This window comes from Methylobacterium jeotgali, from assembly GCF_022179345.1.
In the GTDB taxonomy this organism is placed as follows: Bacteria; Pseudomonadota; Alphaproteobacteria; order Rhizobiales; family Beijerinckiaceae; genus Methylobacterium; species Methylobacterium jeotgali.
On record NZ_BPQR01000021.1, the window covers coordinates 16185 to 32187 of the forward strand.

Below are 16003 nucleotides of genomic sequence, written 5' to 3' on the forward strand. Positions count from 1 at the left end.
CGCGGGTCGCTCTCGTCGCGCTTCTTGCCACGGCGGCCCTCAGGTTCTATTGCGATGCAACCGCCCGAACACCGCTTCTCAGGCGACGGCACGCTGCCGCCGGCCGCGCGCTCGCGGGCACCCCGCTTCGGACATCGAAGATGAAGCTGCGCAACATCGCCATCATCGCCCACGTCGACCACGGCAAGACCACGCTCGTCGACAAGCTGCTCCAGCAATCCGGCACCTTCCGCGAGAATCAGCGGGTCGAGGAGCGGGCGATGGACTCGAACGACCTCGAGAAGGAGCGCGGCATCACCATCCTGGCCAAGGCGACCTCGGTCGTCTGGCAGGACACCCGCGTCAACATCGTCGACACCCCCGGCCACGCCGATTTCGGCGGCGAGGTCGAGCGCATCCTCTCGATGGTCGACGGCGTCATCGTGCTGGTCGACGCCGCCGAGGGCCCGATGCCGCAGACCAAGTTCGTGGTCGGCAAGGCGCTCAAGATCGGCCTTCGCCCGATCGTGGCCATCAACAAGGTCGACCGGCCGGACGCGCGCATCAACGAGGTCGTCAACGAGGTCTTCGACCTGTTCGCGGCGCTGGACGCCACCGACGAGCAGCTTGACTTCCCGATCCTCTACGGCTCCGGCCGCGCCGGCTGGATGGCGACCGCGCCGGACGGCGACCAGTCGGAGGGCCTCGCCCCGCTCTTCAACCTCGTTCTGGAGCACGTGCCCCAGGCCCGCGTCGAGGAGGGTCCGTTCCGGATGCTCGGGACGTTGCTCGAGGCGAACCCCTTCCTCGGCCGCATCATCACCGGGCGCATCGCCTCGGGCACGGTGAAGCCGAACCAGTCGATCAAGGTGCTCTCCCGCGACGGCAAGACGGTCGAGACCGGCCGCGTCTCGAAGATCCTCGCCTTCCGGGGCCTGGAGCGTGCGCCGATCGACGTCGGCGAGGCGGGCGACATCGTCTCCATCGCCGGCCTCGTGAAGGGCACGGTCGCCGACACCTTCTGCGACCCGCAGGTCGAGGAGCCGATCCAGGCCCAGCCGATCGATCCGCCGACCGTCACCATGTCGTTCATCGTCAACGATTCGCCGCTCGCCGGCACCGAGGGCGACAAGGTCACGAGCCGCATGATCCGAGACCGCCTGTTCAAGGAGGCCGAGGGCAACGTCACGCTCAAGATCGAGGAAGCGGCCGACAAGGACTCTTTCTACGTCTCCGGTCGCGGCGAGCTGCAGCTCTCGATCCTGATCGAGACCATGCGCCGCGAGGGCTTCGAGATCGCCGTCTCGCGCCCCCGCGTCGTCTACGAGAAGGACGAGGCGGGCGGCATCCTGGAGCCCGTCGAGGAGGTCGTCATCGACGTGGACGAGGAGCACTCCGGCGTCGTCGTTCAGAAGATGAGCGAGCGCAAGGCCGAGATGCTGGAGATGAAGCCCTCGGGTGGCGACCGCCTGCGCCTCGTCTTCCACGCCCCCACCCGCGGCCTGATCGGCTACCAGGGCGAGCTGCTCACCGACACCCGCGGCACCGCGATCATGAACCGGCTGTTCAAGGCCTACGAGCCCTACAAGGGCGAGATGCCGGGCCGGCGCAACGGCGTGCTGATCTCGAACGACAAGGGCGAGGCCGTGGCCTACGCCATGTGGAACCTCGAGGATCGCGGCCCGATGATGATCGAGCCCGGCTGGAAGGTCTACCAGGGCATGATCGTCGGCGAGCACAACCGCGAGAACGACCTCGAAGTGAACGTGCTCAAGGGCAAGAAGCTCACCAACATCCGCACGACCTCGAAGGACGAGGCCGTCCGCCTGACCCCGCCGATCCGCATGACGCTGGAGCGCTCCCTCGCCTGGATCCAGGACGACGAGCTCGTCGAGGTCACGCCGAAGTCGATCCGCCTGCGCAAGGCCGTGCTCGACCCTAACGACCGCAAGCGCGCCGAGCGCTCGAAGGAAGCGCTGTCCGCCTGAGACTTCAAAGGTCCCGCCGGCCCCTCCGAGAGGCCGGCGGGACGGATTCTAGCCGCTGCCGGGATCGGTCTCGCCGTCCGAAGGCTTGCCCCTCGGACCGAGGCCGGGCTTGCCGCCCGTCTTCTCGCTCGGGTCCTTCACGGCGTCGGGCGCCGTGTTGGCGGGCTTGTCCGCCTTCGGCTTGTCCCGGTCGGGCCTGTCCTCGCTCATCGCTCGGCCTCCGCCTTCCGCTCGGGCTTCGACAATCCGCCAGCGACCGGCCGGTCCGCTTCGGGGCCGCGCGAGGCCTTCTGATCCGAATGCCCGCCGGAGGAGCCGCCCGGCGTCGGCGGGCTGCGGCCCGGCTCGCCGTGCTGCGACCAGAGGTCCTTGCGCTCCGGATCGTCTCCGCCCGTGGGAGCGCGCTCCGTCAGCCTCGCCTGCTCGGGCGTCTGACGGCCGCCGCCGGCCGGTGCGCGGCCAGGGCTGCCGACCTCGTTGTCAGGCCGGGTGACGGTCTCTGTCGGGGTGGTGGCGTCGCCCGGCATCAGCGCTTGCCGTCGTCCTGGCCGAGGGCCGCCGTGGCGCGCTCGATCGCCTCGCCGGACGCGTCCTTCCCGATCTCGGAAGCGCCGGTCTCGCCGCGCAGGCGGGCGAGGTTCTCCGGCGGCGTCTCGGCCTCGGTCGCGTCGGTGGCGTCCTGCCCCGGCTTGCCCGAAGCGATGCGGGCGGTCTCGGCCTCGCCGTCGGGGCGGGAGAGCAGATCGGCCTGCGTCCGGCTAGGAACGCCGATATCGAGGGGCGAATCCTGCCCGAGGTCCTGGCCGTTGCGGTCGGCGGTGGCGTCGAAGTCCCGCAGGGAGGGGCGTTGCGTGTCCTGGCTCGTCATGCGTGATCCTTTCCGATTGAAAGGACAACGGACGGGGCGCAGGCAGGTTGCCGGACCGCCCGAGAGCGGCCCGGCGGAGCCGTCTCAGATGCCCTCGAACAGCGCCGAGGAGATGTAGCGCTCGGCAAACGAGCAGGCGACGGTGACGATGCGCTTGCCCTTGAACTCCGGCCGGCTCGCCAGCTCCAGCGCCGCGGCGACGTTGCCGCCCGTCGAGATGCCGCCGGGGATGCCCTCCAGGCGGCCAAGCAGCCGGGCGGTCTCGAACGCCGTCTGGTTCGAGACGGTGATGACGTCGTCGATCACCGAGCGGTCGAGGACCGGCGGCACGAAGCCGGCGCCGATGCCCTGGATCTTGTGCGGGCCGGGCTGGCCGCCCGACAACACCGGAGAATCCTCAGGCTCCACGGCGAAGACCTTGAGGTTCGGGAGGCGCGGCTTCAGCACCTGGCCGACGCCCGTCACAGTGCCGCCGGTGCCGACGCCGGCCACGAAGGCGTCGAGCTGGCCCTGCGTGTCGTTCCAGATCTCCTCCGCGGTGGTCTTGCGGTGGATCTCGGGGTTGGCCGGGTTCTCGAACTGCTGCGGGATGACCGCGCCGGGGATCTCCTTGAGCAGCTCCTCCGCCTTGGCGATGGCGCCCTTCATGCCCTGCGGGCCGGGGGTCAGCTCCAGCTCGGCGCCGAGGAAGGCGAGCATCTTGCGCCGCTCGATCGACATGGTCTCCGGCATCACCAGGATCAGCCGGTAGCCGCGAGAGGCGGCGACGAAGGCCAGCGCGATGCCGGTGTTGCCCGAGGTCGGCTCGATCAGCGTGCCGCCGGGCTTCAGCCGGCCCGAGGCCTCCAGCGCGTCGATCATGTTGACGCCGATACGGTCCTTGACGCTGGCGATGGGGTTGAAGAACTCGAGCTTGAGCAGGATCTCGGCATCGATCCCGCGCTCCTTCGGCAGCCGGTTCAGGCGCACGAGGGGGGTGTTGCCGATGGTCTCGGTGATGGCGCCGTAGATGCGGCCGTGGCCGGGCGCGGTCGATCCCCGGAAATTGGCTGCGGTGTCGGCCATCGAACGCTCCTGAAGAATGCACGGTGCGGCCACGGTTCGCGGCCGATCGGCGGAGCCCTAGCCTGTTTCCGATCTCGCGTCGAGATTTGCGAAATATACCATTTTCAGGACGTGGAATTGAGGATCAGAGCCTTGCGCCGGCCTCCCGCCAGGCAACGAGGAAGCGCTCGGCCATGGCCTCGACGCCGAACTCGCGCTCGATCCGCGCCCGCGCCGCGAGCCCCTGCTCCCGAAGCGGCCCGGCAGCGACATCGGCGAGCGCCGCCGCGAGAGCCGCAGGGTCGGAGCGGGGCACGAGGCGCCCGTGCGGTCCGAGGATCAGCCGCGCGTCGCCGACCTCGGTGGCGACCGGCACGAGGCCGGCGGCCATACCCTCGGCCAGCGCGTTCGAGAATCCTTCGCCGAAGGCGGAGGAGGACACGGCAATTTCGCAGGCCGCCGCGACCCGCTCCGGATCGTCCCGCCGCCCGAGGGCGAGCGCGTTCGGCGGCAGGGCCAGGGTCTCCGTGCCGGCCCCCATCAGCAGCACCGTTACCTCCGGCACGCGGGCAGCGGCGGCGAGCAGGGTCGCGTGATCCTTCATCGGATCGAGCCGGGCGGCGTGAAGGGCGACGACGCGGGTCTCGTCGAGCCCGAGGCCGGCGCGGATTTCGGCGCGGGCCGCCGGGTCGGGCCTGAAGCGCACCGTGTCGATGCCGTTGGGGATGACGGCGGTGCGCCGGGGCCGGTAGCCCTGGGCGCGGTGGAAATCGACGCCGGCGCCGCTGTTCGAGACGACGAGGCCCGGCCACCGCGACAGCCGGGCGCAGACCGCGAGCAGGCGGCCGTAGCGGGCGTGGTCGATGTCGGAGTTGCGCAGGCCCCAGGCGAGCAGCGTCTCCCGCGGCGCCCCGGCGAGGCGGTGACCGAGCGCCGCGAACAGGTCGCCATGGTAGAGCCAGCCCTGGAGCACCGCCGGGCTCTCGCGGCGGATCAGCCGGGCGAGCGACAGGAGCGCGCCCGGCGCCCCGAGGAGGCCGCGCGGGGCGATCACCCGCACGTCGACGCCGAGCGCCCGCAGCGCCGGCTCGTTCGGACCGTCGGGGGTGAGGCTGACGACGCGCTGGGGAATGCCGCGGGCGAGGAGCGCCCGGCACAGGGCGATCAGCATGGTCTCGGCCCCGCCGGTGCGCAGGCCCGAGATGACGTGCAGCACGCCTCCGGTCATCGGCGGGCGATGCCTTGGGCCGCGTCCGGGGGAGAGATCAAACCCCGGCGAGGCGGGCGGCGACGAGGATCAGCGTCGCCAGCAGCGGCGCGGCTACGGCGATCCAGGGGGCGGCCGGATGGAGGCTGCGCGGCAGGTAGGCGGCCTCGACGGCCGCCTCGGCCCGCGGGGAGAACTTCCGATCCGTCCCGATCCCCGCCCGCATCCGACACGCTCCCGTACTCAGGAGCGAAGGAGGCGCCCGGGCGGGTCAAGGGAGCGTGAATCGGGGCGAGCCCTCGGCCGACGTGGTCAACGCCCGGTTAAAGGGCGCGGTCGAAGCGCAACTCGCCGTTCGGACTCTTGATGACGAGCTGCGAGCCGACGAGATCCCACTGCGCGGCGGTGCGCAGCGCGACGAAGAATGCCTGCTCGGCCGCCTGGAGGCTCTTGTCGCAGGACTTCTTGGAGAGCGCGAGCGGGCCCACCGCGAGGTGCTGCTCGCGCAGCGGGAAGGCGGTGGCCGCGAACGTGTTGCAGCCACCGTAGCCGCGGGCTCGGTACTGCTTGTCGATGATGAAGCTCGGACGGTCGACGCCGCCGAAGGACTTGCCGTTGATGCTCACCGCCGTCCAGGTGGCGTCGAGCGGGAACTGCTTCTCGGTCGGCTTGGTCGGCGGGACGTATTGCGGCTTCTTCTCCTCCTCGGGCCGGCGATGCTTGGCTCCGAAGCCGGAGACGCCGCCGCCTCCCATGCCCTGCGCCTGAGCGGTGCCGGTCTCCAGCCCCGCCGCCAGGGCGAACCCGCCGGCCAGAGCGGTCAGCAGCACTCTCCTCATCATCCGATCCCCCGTGTATCCGGCGCCCGGTCCCCGCCGCTTGTCCCGGCGGCCCGCGCGTCCCCTGCGCTCCGGCATCGGACCGGAGCCTTCGGCCCCGCGGATCGGATAAGATTTCAGCACAATTGTGGTCGCGCGGGCGTGATAAGGCGAAATACGTCGGCATCCACAGGCGCGGAGACGTGAACGAAGCCCGGTCGCCGCCGTTGAGAACCGTGCAGCAGAACAGGAGGAGCGTGTGGTCGGATCGGACGAGAGCGGCGCGGGCCAGGCGAATGCCGCGGGCCTCAGCCCCTCCCAGGCGCGGGGCGCTCGGGGGCTGCTCGGGTGGAGCACCGCCGAGCTCGCGGCCCGGACCGGGCTCGGCGAGGACGAGATCGGTGCCTTCGAGGCCGGCACCACGGAGACGCCCGCCGGACGCGTCGAGGTGCTGCGCAGCGCCTTCATGAACGCGGGCATCCGCTTCACCGGCGGCAGCGCGCCGGGCGTCGCCCTCGACGGCACCGCAGCCGGCGACGAGGGCACCCGCCTCGGCGATCTCACCACCGAGAACGACCGGTAGTCGACTATTTCGCCACGAGTGCCTTGAGGTCGAGGCCCGGATCGGCGGCCTGCTCCGGCGTCAGCGGCGTGCGTGCCGCGAGCAGGCGCCGGGCGATCATGTGATCGGCCGGGCGATTGACGGACTCGACGGCGCTGAGGCGATCGTGCCGGAACCGGAAGACCGAGAAGGCCTCGCCGCGCCCGCGGATCACCGAAGCGTCGCCCGGCGCGGCGAGCCCCGCCATCTGAAGCTTGTAGGGGCCCTGGTCGCTCCAGAACCAGGGCACCGCCTCATAGGAAGCGGGCCGGCCGGTGAGGCGCGCGGCGAGGCAGCGGCCCTGGTCGATGGCGTTCTGCACCGATTCGATGCGCACCGTGCCGTCCGCCGTCAGCCCGGCGGCGTAGGGACTGTGGAAACGGGCGCAGTCGCCGATGGCCGAGATCGCGGGATCGTCGGTGGCGAGCATCGCGTCGACGCGGATGCCGTCCTCGGCGGCAAGACCCGCCTCGCGGGCGATCTCCTGGTTCGGCAGGACGCCGATCCCGACCACGACGAGGTCGGCGGGAACGGTCCCGCCCTCGCTCAGGCGCAGGCCGGCGACGCGTCCCCCCTCCCCTTCGAGAGCGGCGACGCCGCTCCCGAACCGGAAGCGGATGCCGGCCGCCTCGTGCGCCGCACGGAAGAAGGCGCCCATCTCGGCGGAGACGGCCCGCGCCATGGGCCGGTCGGCCGCCTCGATCACCGTCACCGACAGGCCCCGCGCCGCGGCGACCGCGGCGAACTCCAGCCCGATGAAGCCGGCCCCGACCACCGCCACGGCGGCGACGTCGGCGAGTGCCCCCTTCAGGGCGTCCGCGTCGGCGAGACCCCGCAGCTGGCGCACGCCGGCGAGATCGAAGCCGGGCACCGGCAGGGGCCGGTTGCGCGCGCCGAGCGCCAAGACGAGGTGCTCGTAGGACAGCGCCTCGCCCCCTTCGAGGATCAGCCGACGCCCCGTCCGGTCGATCGCCGTGGCGCGGGTCCCGAGGCGCAGGCCGACGCGATTGTCGGCGTAAAAGCCCTCGGCGCGCAGCCCGAGCCCTGCGGCGTCGGTCTTGCCGGCGAGATAGGCCTTCGAGAGCGGCGGGCGCTGATAGGGCGCGAAGGGCTCGTCGCCGACGAGGGTCACGTCGCCGTCGTAGCCGGCCTCGCGGAGCGAGGCGGCGAGCTGAAGGCCGGCCTGACCCGCCCCTGCGACGACGACGCCGCTCACGCGCCGGTCTCGACCTTCGGGTTGACGTCGACCTGGGGCAGCCAGCGGGCGCCCTCGGTGACGAGGTACTCCCACAGGCCCTGCGCCGCGGGACCGAGGGTCTTGTCGGCGCGGCGCACGGCGAACCAGTCGCGGCGGATCGGCAGGCCCTGGACGTCGATGATCGCGAGCCGCCCGCTCTCGATCTCGGTCGCCACGGTGTGCGCGGAGAGGAGCGCGATGCCGAGTCCGGCCATCACCGCCTGCTTGATGGTCTCGTTCGAGCCGGAGTCGATCACGAGGTTGGCCCGCCGGGTGATGATGCCGGCCATGTACTCCTCGAACACCGTGCGGGTGCCAGAGCCCTCCTCGCGCACGAGGAACGACTCCTCGCCGAGATCGGCCCGCCTCAGGCCCCGGCGCCCGACGAGGCGGTGGCCGGGTGCGGCGACGAGCACGAGGGGGTGCGGCCCGAAGATCTGCGCCTCAATGGCGAAGTCGCGGGGCGGCCGGCCCATGATGGCGAAGTCGGTCTCGTAATTGCGCAGGGCCTCGACGGTGACGCCGCGGTTGCCTACCGAGAGGCTGATCTCGACGCCGGGATGGCCTTCGATGAAGCCGCTGATCACCTGCGGCGCGAAATACTTTGCCGTCGAGACGACGCCGAGGCTGACACGGCCGCCGGCCCCGCCCTTGAGGGTGCGCAACCGGTCGGCGCAGGTCTCGAGCACGGTGTTGATGCTGTCGATCGCCCACAGCATCTCGCGGCCGGCATCCGTCGGCTTGAGGCCGTTGGGCGTGCGGTCGAACAGCAGCAGCCCCGCCTCGTCCTCGAGCTGGCGGATGCGCGCATAGAGCGCCGCCGAGGTGACGTTCAGCTCCTGGGCCGCGCGGGTCATCGTCCCGAGGCGGGCGACCGCCGCGACCGCCTGGAGCTGCTTGAGAGAGAGATTGCGCATGCGGCGGTTCTAGTTTTTTTGGAAGCGCCCGCAAGGAAATTTAGATTTCTTTCCCGCAACCGTCCCCACCCCTGGCGCGGGACCTGAGCGCGGCGGTATCATACGGCCGCGCGGACCGCTATCAGACGCCGTGCGCGGCCGGCATCGAACCGCCGGGGCAAGGCTTGAGGGGATGACGGGGATGGCGGCTCTCGCGGTCGGAACGGGGCTCGACGCGTACCTGGGCGGCCTCGACGCCGGGCTCTCCGACGCGGCCAAAGTGGTGGCGGCAATCGCCGAGGCGGCGATCGACATCAGCGAGGTGATCGGGCGCGGGGCGCTCGCCGGCGACCTCGCCGCGGCCGGCTCCGAGAACAGCGACGGCGACGTGCAGAAGGCCCTCGACGTCATCGCCCATGAGCGCGTCACCGAGGCGCTCAAGGCGAGCCCCGTCGCGGAGGTCGCCTCCGAGGAGGCCGAGGGCGTCATGGCCCTCAATCCCGGCGCGCCGCTCGCCGTCGCCATCGACCCGCTCGACGGCTCGTCGAACATCGGCGTCAACATGGCGGTGGGCACGATCTTCGGCATCCGCCCCGTGGTGAGCGATCCGGCGAACCCGATCGCCTCCTTCACGACGCCGGGCAGCGCGCAGGTCGCGGCGGGCTTCGTCACCTACGGCCCGGCGACGACCCTCGTCGTCACCTTCGGCGCGGGCACGCAGATCTTCACCCTCGACCGCGCGACCCGCGCCTTCCGGCTGACGCATCCCGCCCTCGACGTGCCGGCGACGACGAAGGAGTTCGCGATCAACGCCTCGAACTCCCGCCACTGGGACGCTCCGGTGAAGGCCTTCATCGAGGATTGCCTGCGCGGCTCCGAGGGCCCGCGGGACAAGGACTTCAACATGCGCTGGCTCGCCTCGCTGGTGGCGGACGCCCAGCGCGTGCTCATGCGCGGCGGCGTGTTCCTGTATCCGGGCGATGCCCGCAAGGGCTACGCGCAGGGCCGCCTGCGCCTCCTCTACGAGTGCGCGCCCATCGCCATGCTGATGGAACAGGCGGGCGCGGGCGCCACGGACGGCGAGCGGCGCATCCTCGACATCGCCGCAACCGGCATCCACGAGCGCTCGCCGCTGGTGTTCGGCTCGGCGGAGGAGGTCGAGTGCGTGGCGAAGTACTACGGCGGCCGCAACCACGCCGCGAGCCGCTCGCCCCTGTTCGGGCAGCGCGGCCTGATGCGCGGCTGACGTCGGCCCTCGTAGCGGATCCGAGGCGAGGATGTCGGCGCGTCATCCGATCATCTCCGTGACCGGCTCCTCGGGAGCCGGCACGACCTCCGTGCGCAACACCTTCGAGCAGATCTTCCGCCGGGAGGACGTGAGCGCCGTCTACATCGAGGGCGACGGCTTCCACGCCTTCGACCGCGAGACCATGCACGCGATGATGGCGGCCGAGCCGACGCTCAGCCATTTCGCGCCCCGCGCCAACCTGCTGCCCGATCTGGAGGAGGTCTTCCGGACCTACGGGGAGTCCGGCGGCGGCCGCACCCGGCACTACGCCCACAACCGGGCCGACGCCGAGCTCTACGGCGTGCGCGAGGGCGGCTTCTCGGCCTGGGAGGAGTTCCCGTCCGGATCGGACCTGCTCTTCTACGAGGGCCTGCATGGCTGCGTCGTCAACGAGCAGGTCGACATCGCCCGCTACGCCGACCTCAAGATCGGTGTCGTGCCGGTGATCAACCTGGAGTGGATCCAGAAGCTGCACCGGGACCGCTCGTTCCGGGGCTACTCGACGGAGGCCGTCACCGACGTGATCCTGCGGCGGATGCCGGACTACGTGCAGACGATCTGCCCGCAATTCTCCTGGACGGACATCAACTTCCAGCGGGTGCCCACCGTCGACACCTCGAACCCGTTCATCGCCCGCTGGATCCCGACCGCCGACGAGTCGATGGTGGTGATCCGCTTCAAGGACCCGAAGGGCATCGACTTCTCCTACCTCGTGTCGATGCTCCACGACAGCTTCATGAGCCGGGCGAACTCCATCGTCATCCCCGGCGGCAAGCTCGACCTCGCCATGCAGCTGATCCTGACACCGATCATCATGCAGCTCGTGGAGCGCCGCCGGCGGCTGGCCTGAGCGCACCGTGGCCCGCGTCAGGCGCCAGGCCATGCGGCAGCGCTGTTCGCCTCGTCGAAACGAAGCCGGGCGGCCCGGATCGCGGCATGCCGCTCCTCAGCCCATAGGATCAGGTTTGCCAGCGGCTCCAGCATCGTGAAGCCGAGCGGCGTCAGCCGATACTCGACGCTCGGTGGCTTCGTCGGAAACACCTCGCGCCCGACGAAGCCGTCCCGCTCAAGGTCGCGCAGGGTCTGCGTCAGCATCCGCTTCGAGATGTCCGGGACGGCCCGGTTCAGCGCGCTGAACCGCGCGGGGCCGCCGGAGAGCGCGAGTAGGATCAGCGTCGACCACTTGTCCCCGAGCCGGTCGAGCACGTCGCGCACGGGGCAGCCGGCAGGATCGAAGTGAAGCACCTGCCACGACGCGAACTTAGCAGCGAGCTCGTCCCGGGCGCCCTCCGCGGCGGTTCCCTCGGCCTCACCTTGTTCCAAGAAACTGCCTCCTTCACCACCCACTTGGTCTCATCTAGTTCCCTTGTCTCTCGATAGAAGCAAGAGGAACCAACCTATGAGTTCAAATCATCCGACCCGCCTGTTCGTGACGGGCGCTACGGGGCAGCTCGGCCGGCTCGTCGTCGAAGCGTTGCTCCGGACGGTGCCGCCCGGCCGGATCGTGGCAGGCGTGCGCGACCCTGCGAGCGAAACTGCGCGGCGGATCGCCGACCTCGGCGTCGAGCTTCGGATCGCGGATTACGGGCGCCCCGAGACCCTCGACGCCGCCTTCCAGGGGATCGGCCGGCTTCTCATGATCTCATCGAGCGAGATCGGGCAGCGGGTCGCCCAGCATCGCAACGTGATCGAGGCGGCCAAGCGCGCTGGGATCGCCTCGGTTGCCTACACGAGCCTCCTCCATGCCGACACCACGCCGCTCGCCCTCGGCGAGGAGCATCGCCGCACGGAGGCGCTGCTGCGCGCGTCCGGCCTGCCGTTCACGATCCTGCGCAACGGCTGGTACACGGAGAACTACACCGCCTCGATCCCGGCCGCCCTCGCTCACGGCGCCCTGCTCGGCTGCGCAGGCGACGGACGCATCGCCTCGGCTGCCCGCGCGGACTACGCCGACGCGGCGGCCGCCGTGCTGACCGGAGCCGACGCATCCGGCGCGATCCACGAGCTTGCCGGTGACGAGGCCTACACCCTCGCCGAGTTCGCCGCCGCCGTCGCCGAGCTGTCGGGGCGGCCCGTCGCGTACCGGGACCTGACGGAGGCTGCGTTCAAGGACGCGCTGATCGGGGCGGGACTTCCGGATGCCTTCGCAGGCCTCCTCTCGAATTCCGACGCGGGCGCGGCGAAGGGCGCCCTCTACGACGGCGGCCGAACCCTCGCCGCGCTGATCGGCCGGCCGACGACGCCCTGGCGCGTCACCATCAAGCAGGCCCTGCGGAGCTGAGCCGGGCGAAGGCGATTCAGGTCCCTGCTTCCTGTACGCGCAGGTCGGAAACGCTATATTGCGATGCGAGAGCGGCCGGCGCCTGCCGGCCGCGGAGACAGGCATGCCCCGCACCCTCATCGCTCCCTCGATCCTCTCGGCCGACTTCGCCCGGCTCGGCGAGGAGGTGCGTGCCGTGGACGCGGCGGGGGGCGACTGGATCCATCTCGACGTGATGGACGGGCACTTCGTCCCGAACCTCACCTTCGGCCCGCCCGTGGTGAAGGCCCTGCGGCGCTTCACGGACAAGCCCTTCGACGTCCACCTGATGATCGCCCCGGCCGACCCCTACCTCGCCGCCTTCGCGGAGGCCGGCGCCGACACCATCACGGTCCATGTCGAGGCCGGCCCCCACGCCCACCGCTCGCTCCAGACGATCCGGGGGCTCGGCAAGCGGGCGGGGCTCGCCCTCAACCCCGGGACGCCGGCCGCCATGGTCGAGCCGCTGATCGACATGGTCGATCTCGTGCTGGTGATGACCGTGAACCCCGGCTTCGGCGGCCAGAGCTTCCTCGACAGCGCGCTGGAGACCGTCTCCCGCGTGCGGGCGATGACGGCGGGCCGCGACATCGACATCGAGGTCGACGGCGGCATCGGCCCGGAAACGGTCGGCCGTGCGGCGGCGGCGGGCGCCAACGCGTTCGTGGCCGGCAACGCCGTGTTCAAGGACGGACCCGAGCGCTACGCCGCCCGCATCGATGCGATCCGCGACGCGGCGGATCGAGCTTCCGGCAGGACGCTCGCGTGCTGAGGGCGCTGATCTTCGACGTCGACGGCACGCTCGCCGAGACCGAGGACCTGCACCGCCGGGCCTTCAACCGGGCCTTCGCGCAGCTGGGCTTGCCCTGGCACTGGGAGCCGGCCCTCTACGCCGATCTGCTCAAGGTGATGGGCGGCAAGGAGCGGCTCGCCCACTACATCGAGATGGCCCATCCCGGGGAGGCCGCCGATCTCCTGGCGCGGCTGCCGGAGATCCACGACCTCAAGACGCAGTTCTACGGTGCGCTCGTCGCCGACGGCGCGCTGCCGCTGCGCCCCGGCGTCGCCCGGCTGATCGCCGAGGCGCGCTCGGCGGGCGTGAAGCTCGCGGTCGCCACCACCACCACCCGCCCGAACGTCGACGCGCTCGTCGCCGCCAACTTCGCCCCGGGCGAGCGGCCCTTCGACGTGATCGCCGCCGGCGACGAGGCCGCCCGCAAGAAGCCCGCGCCCGACGTGTTCCTCCTCGCCCTGGAGCGCCTCGGCGTCGCGGCGGAAGATGCCGTGGCCTTCGAGGATTCAGCCGCCGGCATCCGCTCGGCGCTCGACGCGGGCCTGCCGGTCCTCGCCACCCGCAGCCGCTACACGGAAGGGCACCGGCTCGACGGGGCCTTCTCCGCCGTCTCGGACCTCGGGGAGCCGGGCGCCCCGCACCGGCACCTCGCCGGCCGCGCCTGGCCCGGCGGGATCGTCACCCTCGAGGCGCTGCGCGCCTGGCACGGACCGGCCCGCAGCGCCGCCTGAGATCGCGCGGCGGCGCCTCGCAGCCGCCCTTTGCCGGCCTCGGGAACAGGAGCGCGCCTCCGGCCAGGCCGAGGAGGAGCGCGAGCAGGCTGCGTCCGGGTCTCATCTCCTCACAACGCGTGGGCGCGGCGCAGGGCTCCCCGCGTTGCCTCCGCGGGGCGGGCGCGCCTATAAACCGGTCCTCTCCCGACGCGCGGCGCCGGGGCGGCCTTCACGCCCCGCGACCGGACACTCAGCGGTTCCCATGGCCGGCCATTCCCAGTTCAAGAACATCATGCACCGCAAGGGGCGGGTGGATGCCGTCCGCTCGAAGCTCTTCGGCAAGCTCGCCCGCGAGATCACGGTCGCGGCCAAGCTCGGCACGCCGGACCCCGCCATGAACCCGCGCCTGCGCGCGGCGGTGCTCGCGGCCCGCGCCGAGAACATGCCCAAGGACAACATCGAGCGGGCGATCAAGAAGGCGGCCGGCGGCGAGGGCGAGAACTACGAGGAGATCCGCTACGAGGGCTACGGTCCCGGCGGGGCAGCGCTCATCGTCGAGGCGCAGACCGACAACCGCAACCGCACCGCCTCCGACGTGCGCTCGGCCTTCACCAAGTCCGGCGGCAGCCTCGCCGAGACCGGGGCCGTCGCCTTCATGTTCGACCGGGTCGGCGTCGTGGCCTTCCCGGCCTCCGTGGCGGACGCCGACACCATGCTGGAGGCGGCGATCGAGGCCGGCGCCGACGACGTGCGCTCCGACGAGGACGGCCACGAGGTCACCTGCGCCCAGGATTCCTACGGCGAGGTCTCGAAGGCGCTGGAGGCCCGCTTCGGCGAGCCGACCCGCACCGCCCTGATCTGGAAGGCGCAGAACACCGTCGACGTCGACGACGAGACCGGCGAGAAGCTGATGCGCCTCGTCGAGGTCATCGAGGATCAGGACGACGTGCAGAACGTCTACGTCAACTTCGCCCTCTCCGAGGCGCTGATCGCCAAGCTCCAGGGCTGAGGCCGCGCGGCGCGATGGGACGGATCACGGCATGAGCGAGACCGTCCGCATCCTCGGCATCGATCCGGGCCTGCGCCGCACCGGCTGGGGCATCATCACGGCGACGGGCACCAAGCTCTCCTACGGGGATTGCGGCGTCGTCACCTCCGACGGCGACCTGCCGCTCGCGCTGCGCCTGCGCGAGCTCTACGAGGGCATCGGCCGGGTGGTCGCCGCGACGAAGCCCGACGAGGTCTCCGTCGAGGAGACCTTCGTCAACAAGGACGCGCAGGCGACGCTGAAGCTCGGCCACGCCCGCGCTGTGGCGCTCCTGGTGCCGGCGCTCGCCGGCATCCCGGTGTCGGAATACTCGGCGAACCTCATCAAGAAGACCGTCGCCGGCTCCGGCCACGCCGAGAAGGTCCAGATCCAGGCGATGGTGAGGTTCCTGCTGCCGAAGGCCGAGTTCAAGCTCGCCGATGCGGCCGACGCGCTGGCCATCGCCATCACCCACGCGAGCCACCGCGGCGCCCACGCGCTCGCCAAGGCGCACGCGCCGGCCGCGCTCTCCGGGCCGGCGGCGGCGCGGATCGCCGCCGCGCTGGCCAGGGGCTGAGACCCCCTACTCGGCCGCCTTGAACTCGCCCTCGAGGCGCAGCGTCACCTCGTCGCCGAGGATCGGCAGGAAGGCGTTGATCCCGAAGTCCGAGCGCTTGATCACCGTGCGACCATCGAAGCCGACCGTGTACTTCTTGTCGGTCGGCGCGATGCCGGCCTGGTTGAAGGTGGCGTCGATGGCGATCGGCTTCGTCACGCCCTTCAGGGTCAGGTCGCCGAGGATGCGCGCCGTCGTCGGGCTGGTCGGCTCGACGGAGGTCGTGGTGAAGGTGGCGGTCGGGAACTTCGCCGTGTCGAAGAAGTCCGGCGTCTTGACGTGCTGGTTGAGCCGGTCGTTGAGGCCGTTGACGCTGTCCGTCCTAACCGTGACCGTGACGCGGCTCTTCCCCGGCTCCTTCGGATCGAGGGTGGCCTTCGCCTCCACGTCGGTGATCTGCCCGTAATAGGTCGAGAAGCCGAGATGGTTAAGCGACCAGGTGATCTTGCCGTGGGCGGGATCGAGCACGTAGGCGCCGGGCCGCACCTGCGTCGGGTCGGCGCTAGGCGCGGGTGGCGCGTCCTGCTGCGCGAGGACCGGCGCGGCCGAGAGGGCCAGGGAAGCGGTGAGAGCGGCAAGCAGGGTCCGGCGCATCGTCTCGGTGGGTCTCCGTTGCGGGCCTCCCGTCT

20 protein-coding genes are annotated in these 16003 nt (G+C 71.3%); 9 read left to right on the top strand and 11 right to left on the bottom strand.

Annotated elements, in window-relative coordinates:
* Positions 1 to 140: 140 nt before the first annotated feature.
* Entirely contained in the window at positions 141 to 1967 is a 1827-nt protein-coding gene (typA, locus tag MFF04_RS06530; protein WP_238274644.1) for a translational GTPase TypA, read from the top strand.
* Between the two features lie 48 nt (positions 1968 to 2015).
* On the opposite strand, the gene MFF04_RS06535 is transcribed toward typA, so the two are convergent.
* The 7 genes from MFF04_RS06535 to MFF04_RS06565 all read right to left on the bottom strand — a co-directional run bounded on the left by MFF04_RS06535 (position 2016) and on the right by MFF04_RS06565 (position 5925).
* Entirely contained in the window at positions 2016 to 2177 is a 162-nt protein-coding gene (locus tag MFF04_RS06535) for a hypothetical protein (protein WP_238274645.1), read from the bottom strand.
* Positions 2174 to 2494 (bottom strand): hypothetical protein, encoded by a 321-nt coding sequence (locus tag MFF04_RS06540; RefSeq protein ID WP_238274646.1) that lies wholly within the window; start codon positions 2492 to 2494, stop codon positions 2174 to 2176. The genes MFF04_RS06535 and MFF04_RS06540 overlap by 4 nt, the downstream gene beginning before the upstream one ends.
* Complete coding sequence (locus MFF04_RS06545; protein ID WP_238274647.1) at positions 2494 to 2835, bottom strand: hypothetical protein; 342 nt, start codon at positions 2833 to 2835, stop codon at positions 2494 to 2496. Before MFF04_RS06545 ends, MFF04_RS06540 begins: the two co-directional genes overlap by 1 nt.
* 84 nt (positions 2836 to 2919) lie before the next feature.
* Complete coding sequence (cysK, locus tag MFF04_RS06550; protein ID WP_238274648.1) at positions 2920 to 3900, bottom strand: cysteine synthase A; 981 nt, start codon at positions 3898 to 3900, stop codon at positions 2920 to 2922.
* 124 nt (positions 3901 to 4024) lie between these two features.
* Positions 4025 to 5095, bottom strand: a complete 1071-nt coding sequence (locus MFF04_RS06555; RefSeq protein ID WP_238274649.1) for a glycosyltransferase — start codon at positions 5093 to 5095, stop codon at positions 4025 to 4027.
* A 49-nt stretch (positions 5096 to 5144) separates the two neighbouring features.
* Positions 5145 to 5312, bottom strand: coding sequence for a hypothetical protein (locus MFF04_RS06560; protein ID WP_238274650.1), 168 nt, complete (start codon positions 5310 to 5312; stop codon positions 5145 to 5147).
* Positions 5313 to 5409: 97 nt separating this feature from the next.
* Positions 5410 to 5925, bottom strand: coding sequence for an META domain-containing protein (locus MFF04_RS06565; protein WP_238274679.1), 516 nt, complete (start codon positions 5923 to 5925; stop codon positions 5410 to 5412).
* A 238-nt stretch (positions 5926 to 6163) separates the two neighbouring features.
* Between MFF04_RS06565 and MFF04_RS06570 the strand changes: the two genes are divergently transcribed.
* Positions 6164 to 6487, top strand: a complete 324-nt coding sequence (locus MFF04_RS06570; RefSeq protein WP_238274651.1) for a helix-turn-helix domain-containing protein — start codon at positions 6164 to 6166, stop codon at positions 6485 to 6487.
* Between the two features lie 4 nt (positions 6488 to 6491).
* Here the strand turns inward: MFF04_RS06570 and MFF04_RS06575 are convergent, their stop codons facing one another.
* Together MFF04_RS06575 and MFF04_RS06580 are read right to left on the bottom strand one after the other, a co-directional pair.
* The gene (locus MFF04_RS06575; protein WP_238274652.1) at positions 6492 to 7721 is read right to left on the bottom strand and encodes an NAD(P)/FAD-dependent oxidoreductase; all 1230 of its coding nucleotides are present in this window, start codon (positions 7719 to 7721) and stop codon (positions 6492 to 6494) included.
* Positions 7718 to 8659, bottom strand: a complete 942-nt coding sequence (locus MFF04_RS06580) for a LysR family transcriptional regulator (protein WP_238274653.1) — start codon at positions 8657 to 8659, stop codon at positions 7718 to 7720. Before MFF04_RS06580 ends, MFF04_RS06575 begins: the two co-directional genes overlap by 4 nt.
* Positions 8660 to 8840: 181 nt before the next feature.
* Here MFF04_RS06580 and MFF04_RS06585 point away from each other — a divergent pair, with 181 nt between their 5' ends.
* Both MFF04_RS06585 and MFF04_RS06590 read left to right on the top strand, forming a co-directional pair.
* Positions 8841 to 9884, top strand: coding sequence for a class 1 fructose-bisphosphatase (locus MFF04_RS06585; RefSeq protein WP_238274654.1), 1044 nt, complete (start codon positions 8841 to 8843; stop codon positions 9882 to 9884).
* Between the two features lie 31 nt (positions 9885 to 9915).
* A complete protein-coding gene (locus tag MFF04_RS06590) occupies positions 9916 to 10776 on the top strand; it encodes a phosphoribulokinase (protein WP_238274655.1) in 861 nt (286 codons plus the stop codon).
* Positions 10777 to 10793: 17 nt separating this feature from the next.
* Here the strand turns inward: MFF04_RS06590 and MFF04_RS06595 are convergent, their stop codons facing one another.
* The gene (locus tag MFF04_RS06595) at positions 10794 to 11249 is read right to left on the bottom strand and encodes a winged helix-turn-helix transcriptional regulator (RefSeq protein ID WP_238274656.1); all 456 of its coding nucleotides are present in this window, start codon (positions 11247 to 11249) and stop codon (positions 10794 to 10796) included.
* A gap of 76 nt (positions 11250 to 11325) precedes the next feature.
* On the opposite strand from MFF04_RS06595, the gene MFF04_RS06600 reads away from it, so the two are divergent.
* The 5 genes from MFF04_RS06600 to ruvC all read left to right on the top strand — a co-directional run bounded on the left by MFF04_RS06600 (position 11326) and on the right by ruvC (position 15335).
* Entirely contained in the window at positions 11326 to 12207 is an 882-nt protein-coding gene (locus MFF04_RS06600) for an SDR family oxidoreductase (RefSeq protein WP_238274657.1), read from the top strand.
* 103 nt (positions 12208 to 12310) lie between these two features.
* Complete coding sequence (gene rpe, locus MFF04_RS06605; RefSeq protein ID WP_238274658.1) at positions 12311 to 12997, top strand: ribulose-phosphate 3-epimerase; 687 nt, start codon at positions 12311 to 12313, stop codon at positions 12995 to 12997.
* On the top strand, positions 12991 to 13749 hold the full coding sequence (locus MFF04_RS06610; protein ID WP_238274659.1) for an HAD-IA family hydrolase: 759 nt from the start codon (positions 12991 to 12993) through the stop codon (positions 13747 to 13749). The genes rpe and MFF04_RS06610 overlap by 7 nt, the downstream gene beginning before the upstream one ends.
* A gap of 244 nt (positions 13750 to 13993) precedes the next feature.
* Positions 13994 to 14740 (top strand): YebC/PmpR family DNA-binding transcriptional regulator, encoded by a 747-nt coding sequence (locus MFF04_RS06615; protein WP_238274660.1) that lies wholly within the window; start codon positions 13994 to 13996, stop codon positions 14738 to 14740.
* Between the two features lie 31 nt (positions 14741 to 14771).
* Positions 14772 to 15335, top strand: coding sequence for a crossover junction endodeoxyribonuclease RuvC (gene ruvC / locus MFF04_RS06620; RefSeq protein ID WP_238274661.1), 564 nt, complete (start codon positions 14772 to 14774; stop codon positions 15333 to 15335).
* Positions 15336 to 15341: 6 nt separating this feature from the next.
* Here the strand turns inward: ruvC and MFF04_RS06625 are convergent, their stop codons facing one another.
* A complete protein-coding gene (locus tag MFF04_RS06625) occupies positions 15342 to 15968 on the bottom strand; it encodes a YceI family protein (RefSeq protein WP_238274662.1) in 627 nt (208 codons plus the stop codon).
* Between the last annotated feature and the right edge of the window lie 35 nt (positions 15969 to 16003).

Coding starts and splice junctions, on each gene's coding strand:
- MFF04_RS06615 (WP_238274660.1), top strand. CDS start 13,994: ATGGCCGGCCATTCCCAGTTCAAGAACATCATGCACCGCAAGGGGCGG.
- MFF04_RS06545 (WP_238274647.1), bottom strand. CDS start 2,835: ATGACGAGCCAGGACACGCAACGCCCCTCCCTGCGGGACTTCGACGCC.
- MFF04_RS06565 (WP_238274679.1), bottom strand. CDS start 5,925: ATGAGGAGAGTGCTGCTGACCGCTCTGGCCGGCGGGTTCGCCCTGGCG.
- MFF04_RS06590 (WP_238274655.1), top strand. CDS start 9,916: ATGTCGGCGCGTCATCCGATCATCTCCGTGACCGGCTCCTCGGGAGCC.
- MFF04_RS06540 (WP_238274646.1), bottom strand. CDS start 2,494: ATGCCGGGCGACGCCACCACCCCGACAGAGACCGTCACCCGGCCTGAC.
- MFF04_RS06585 (WP_238274654.1), top strand. CDS start 8,841: ATGGCGGCTCTCGCGGTCGGAACGGGGCTCGACGCGTACCTGGGCGGC.
- cysK (WP_238274648.1), bottom strand. CDS start 3,900: ATGGCCGACACCGCAGCCAATTTCCGGGGATCGACCGCGCCCGGCCAC.
- MFF04_RS06560 (WP_238274650.1), bottom strand. CDS start 5,312: ATGCGGGCGGGGATCGGGACGGATCGGAAGTTCTCCCCGCGGGCCGAG.
- MFF04_RS06535 (WP_238274645.1), bottom strand. CDS start 2,177: ATGAGCGAGGACAGGCCCGACCGGGACAAGCCGAAGGCGGACAAGCCC.
- MFF04_RS06580 (WP_238274653.1), bottom strand. CDS start 8,659: ATGCGCAATCTCTCTCTCAAGCAGCTCCAGGCGGTCGCGGCGGTCGCC.
- ruvC (WP_238274661.1), top strand. CDS start 14,772: ATGAGCGAGACCGTCCGCATCCTCGGCATCGATCCGGGCCTGCGCCGC.
- rpe (WP_238274658.1), top strand. CDS start 12,311: ATGCCCCGCACCCTCATCGCTCCCTCGATCCTCTCGGCCGACTTCGCC.
- typA (WP_238274644.1), top strand. CDS start 141: ATGAAGCTGCGCAACATCGCCATCATCGCCCACGTCGACCACGGCAAG.
- MFF04_RS06625 (WP_238274662.1), bottom strand. CDS start 15,968: ATGCGCCGGACCCTGCTTGCCGCTCTCACCGCTTCCCTGGCCCTCTCG.
- MFF04_RS06600 (WP_238274657.1), top strand. CDS start 11,326: ATGAGTTCAAATCATCCGACCCGCCTGTTCGTGACGGGCGCTACGGGG.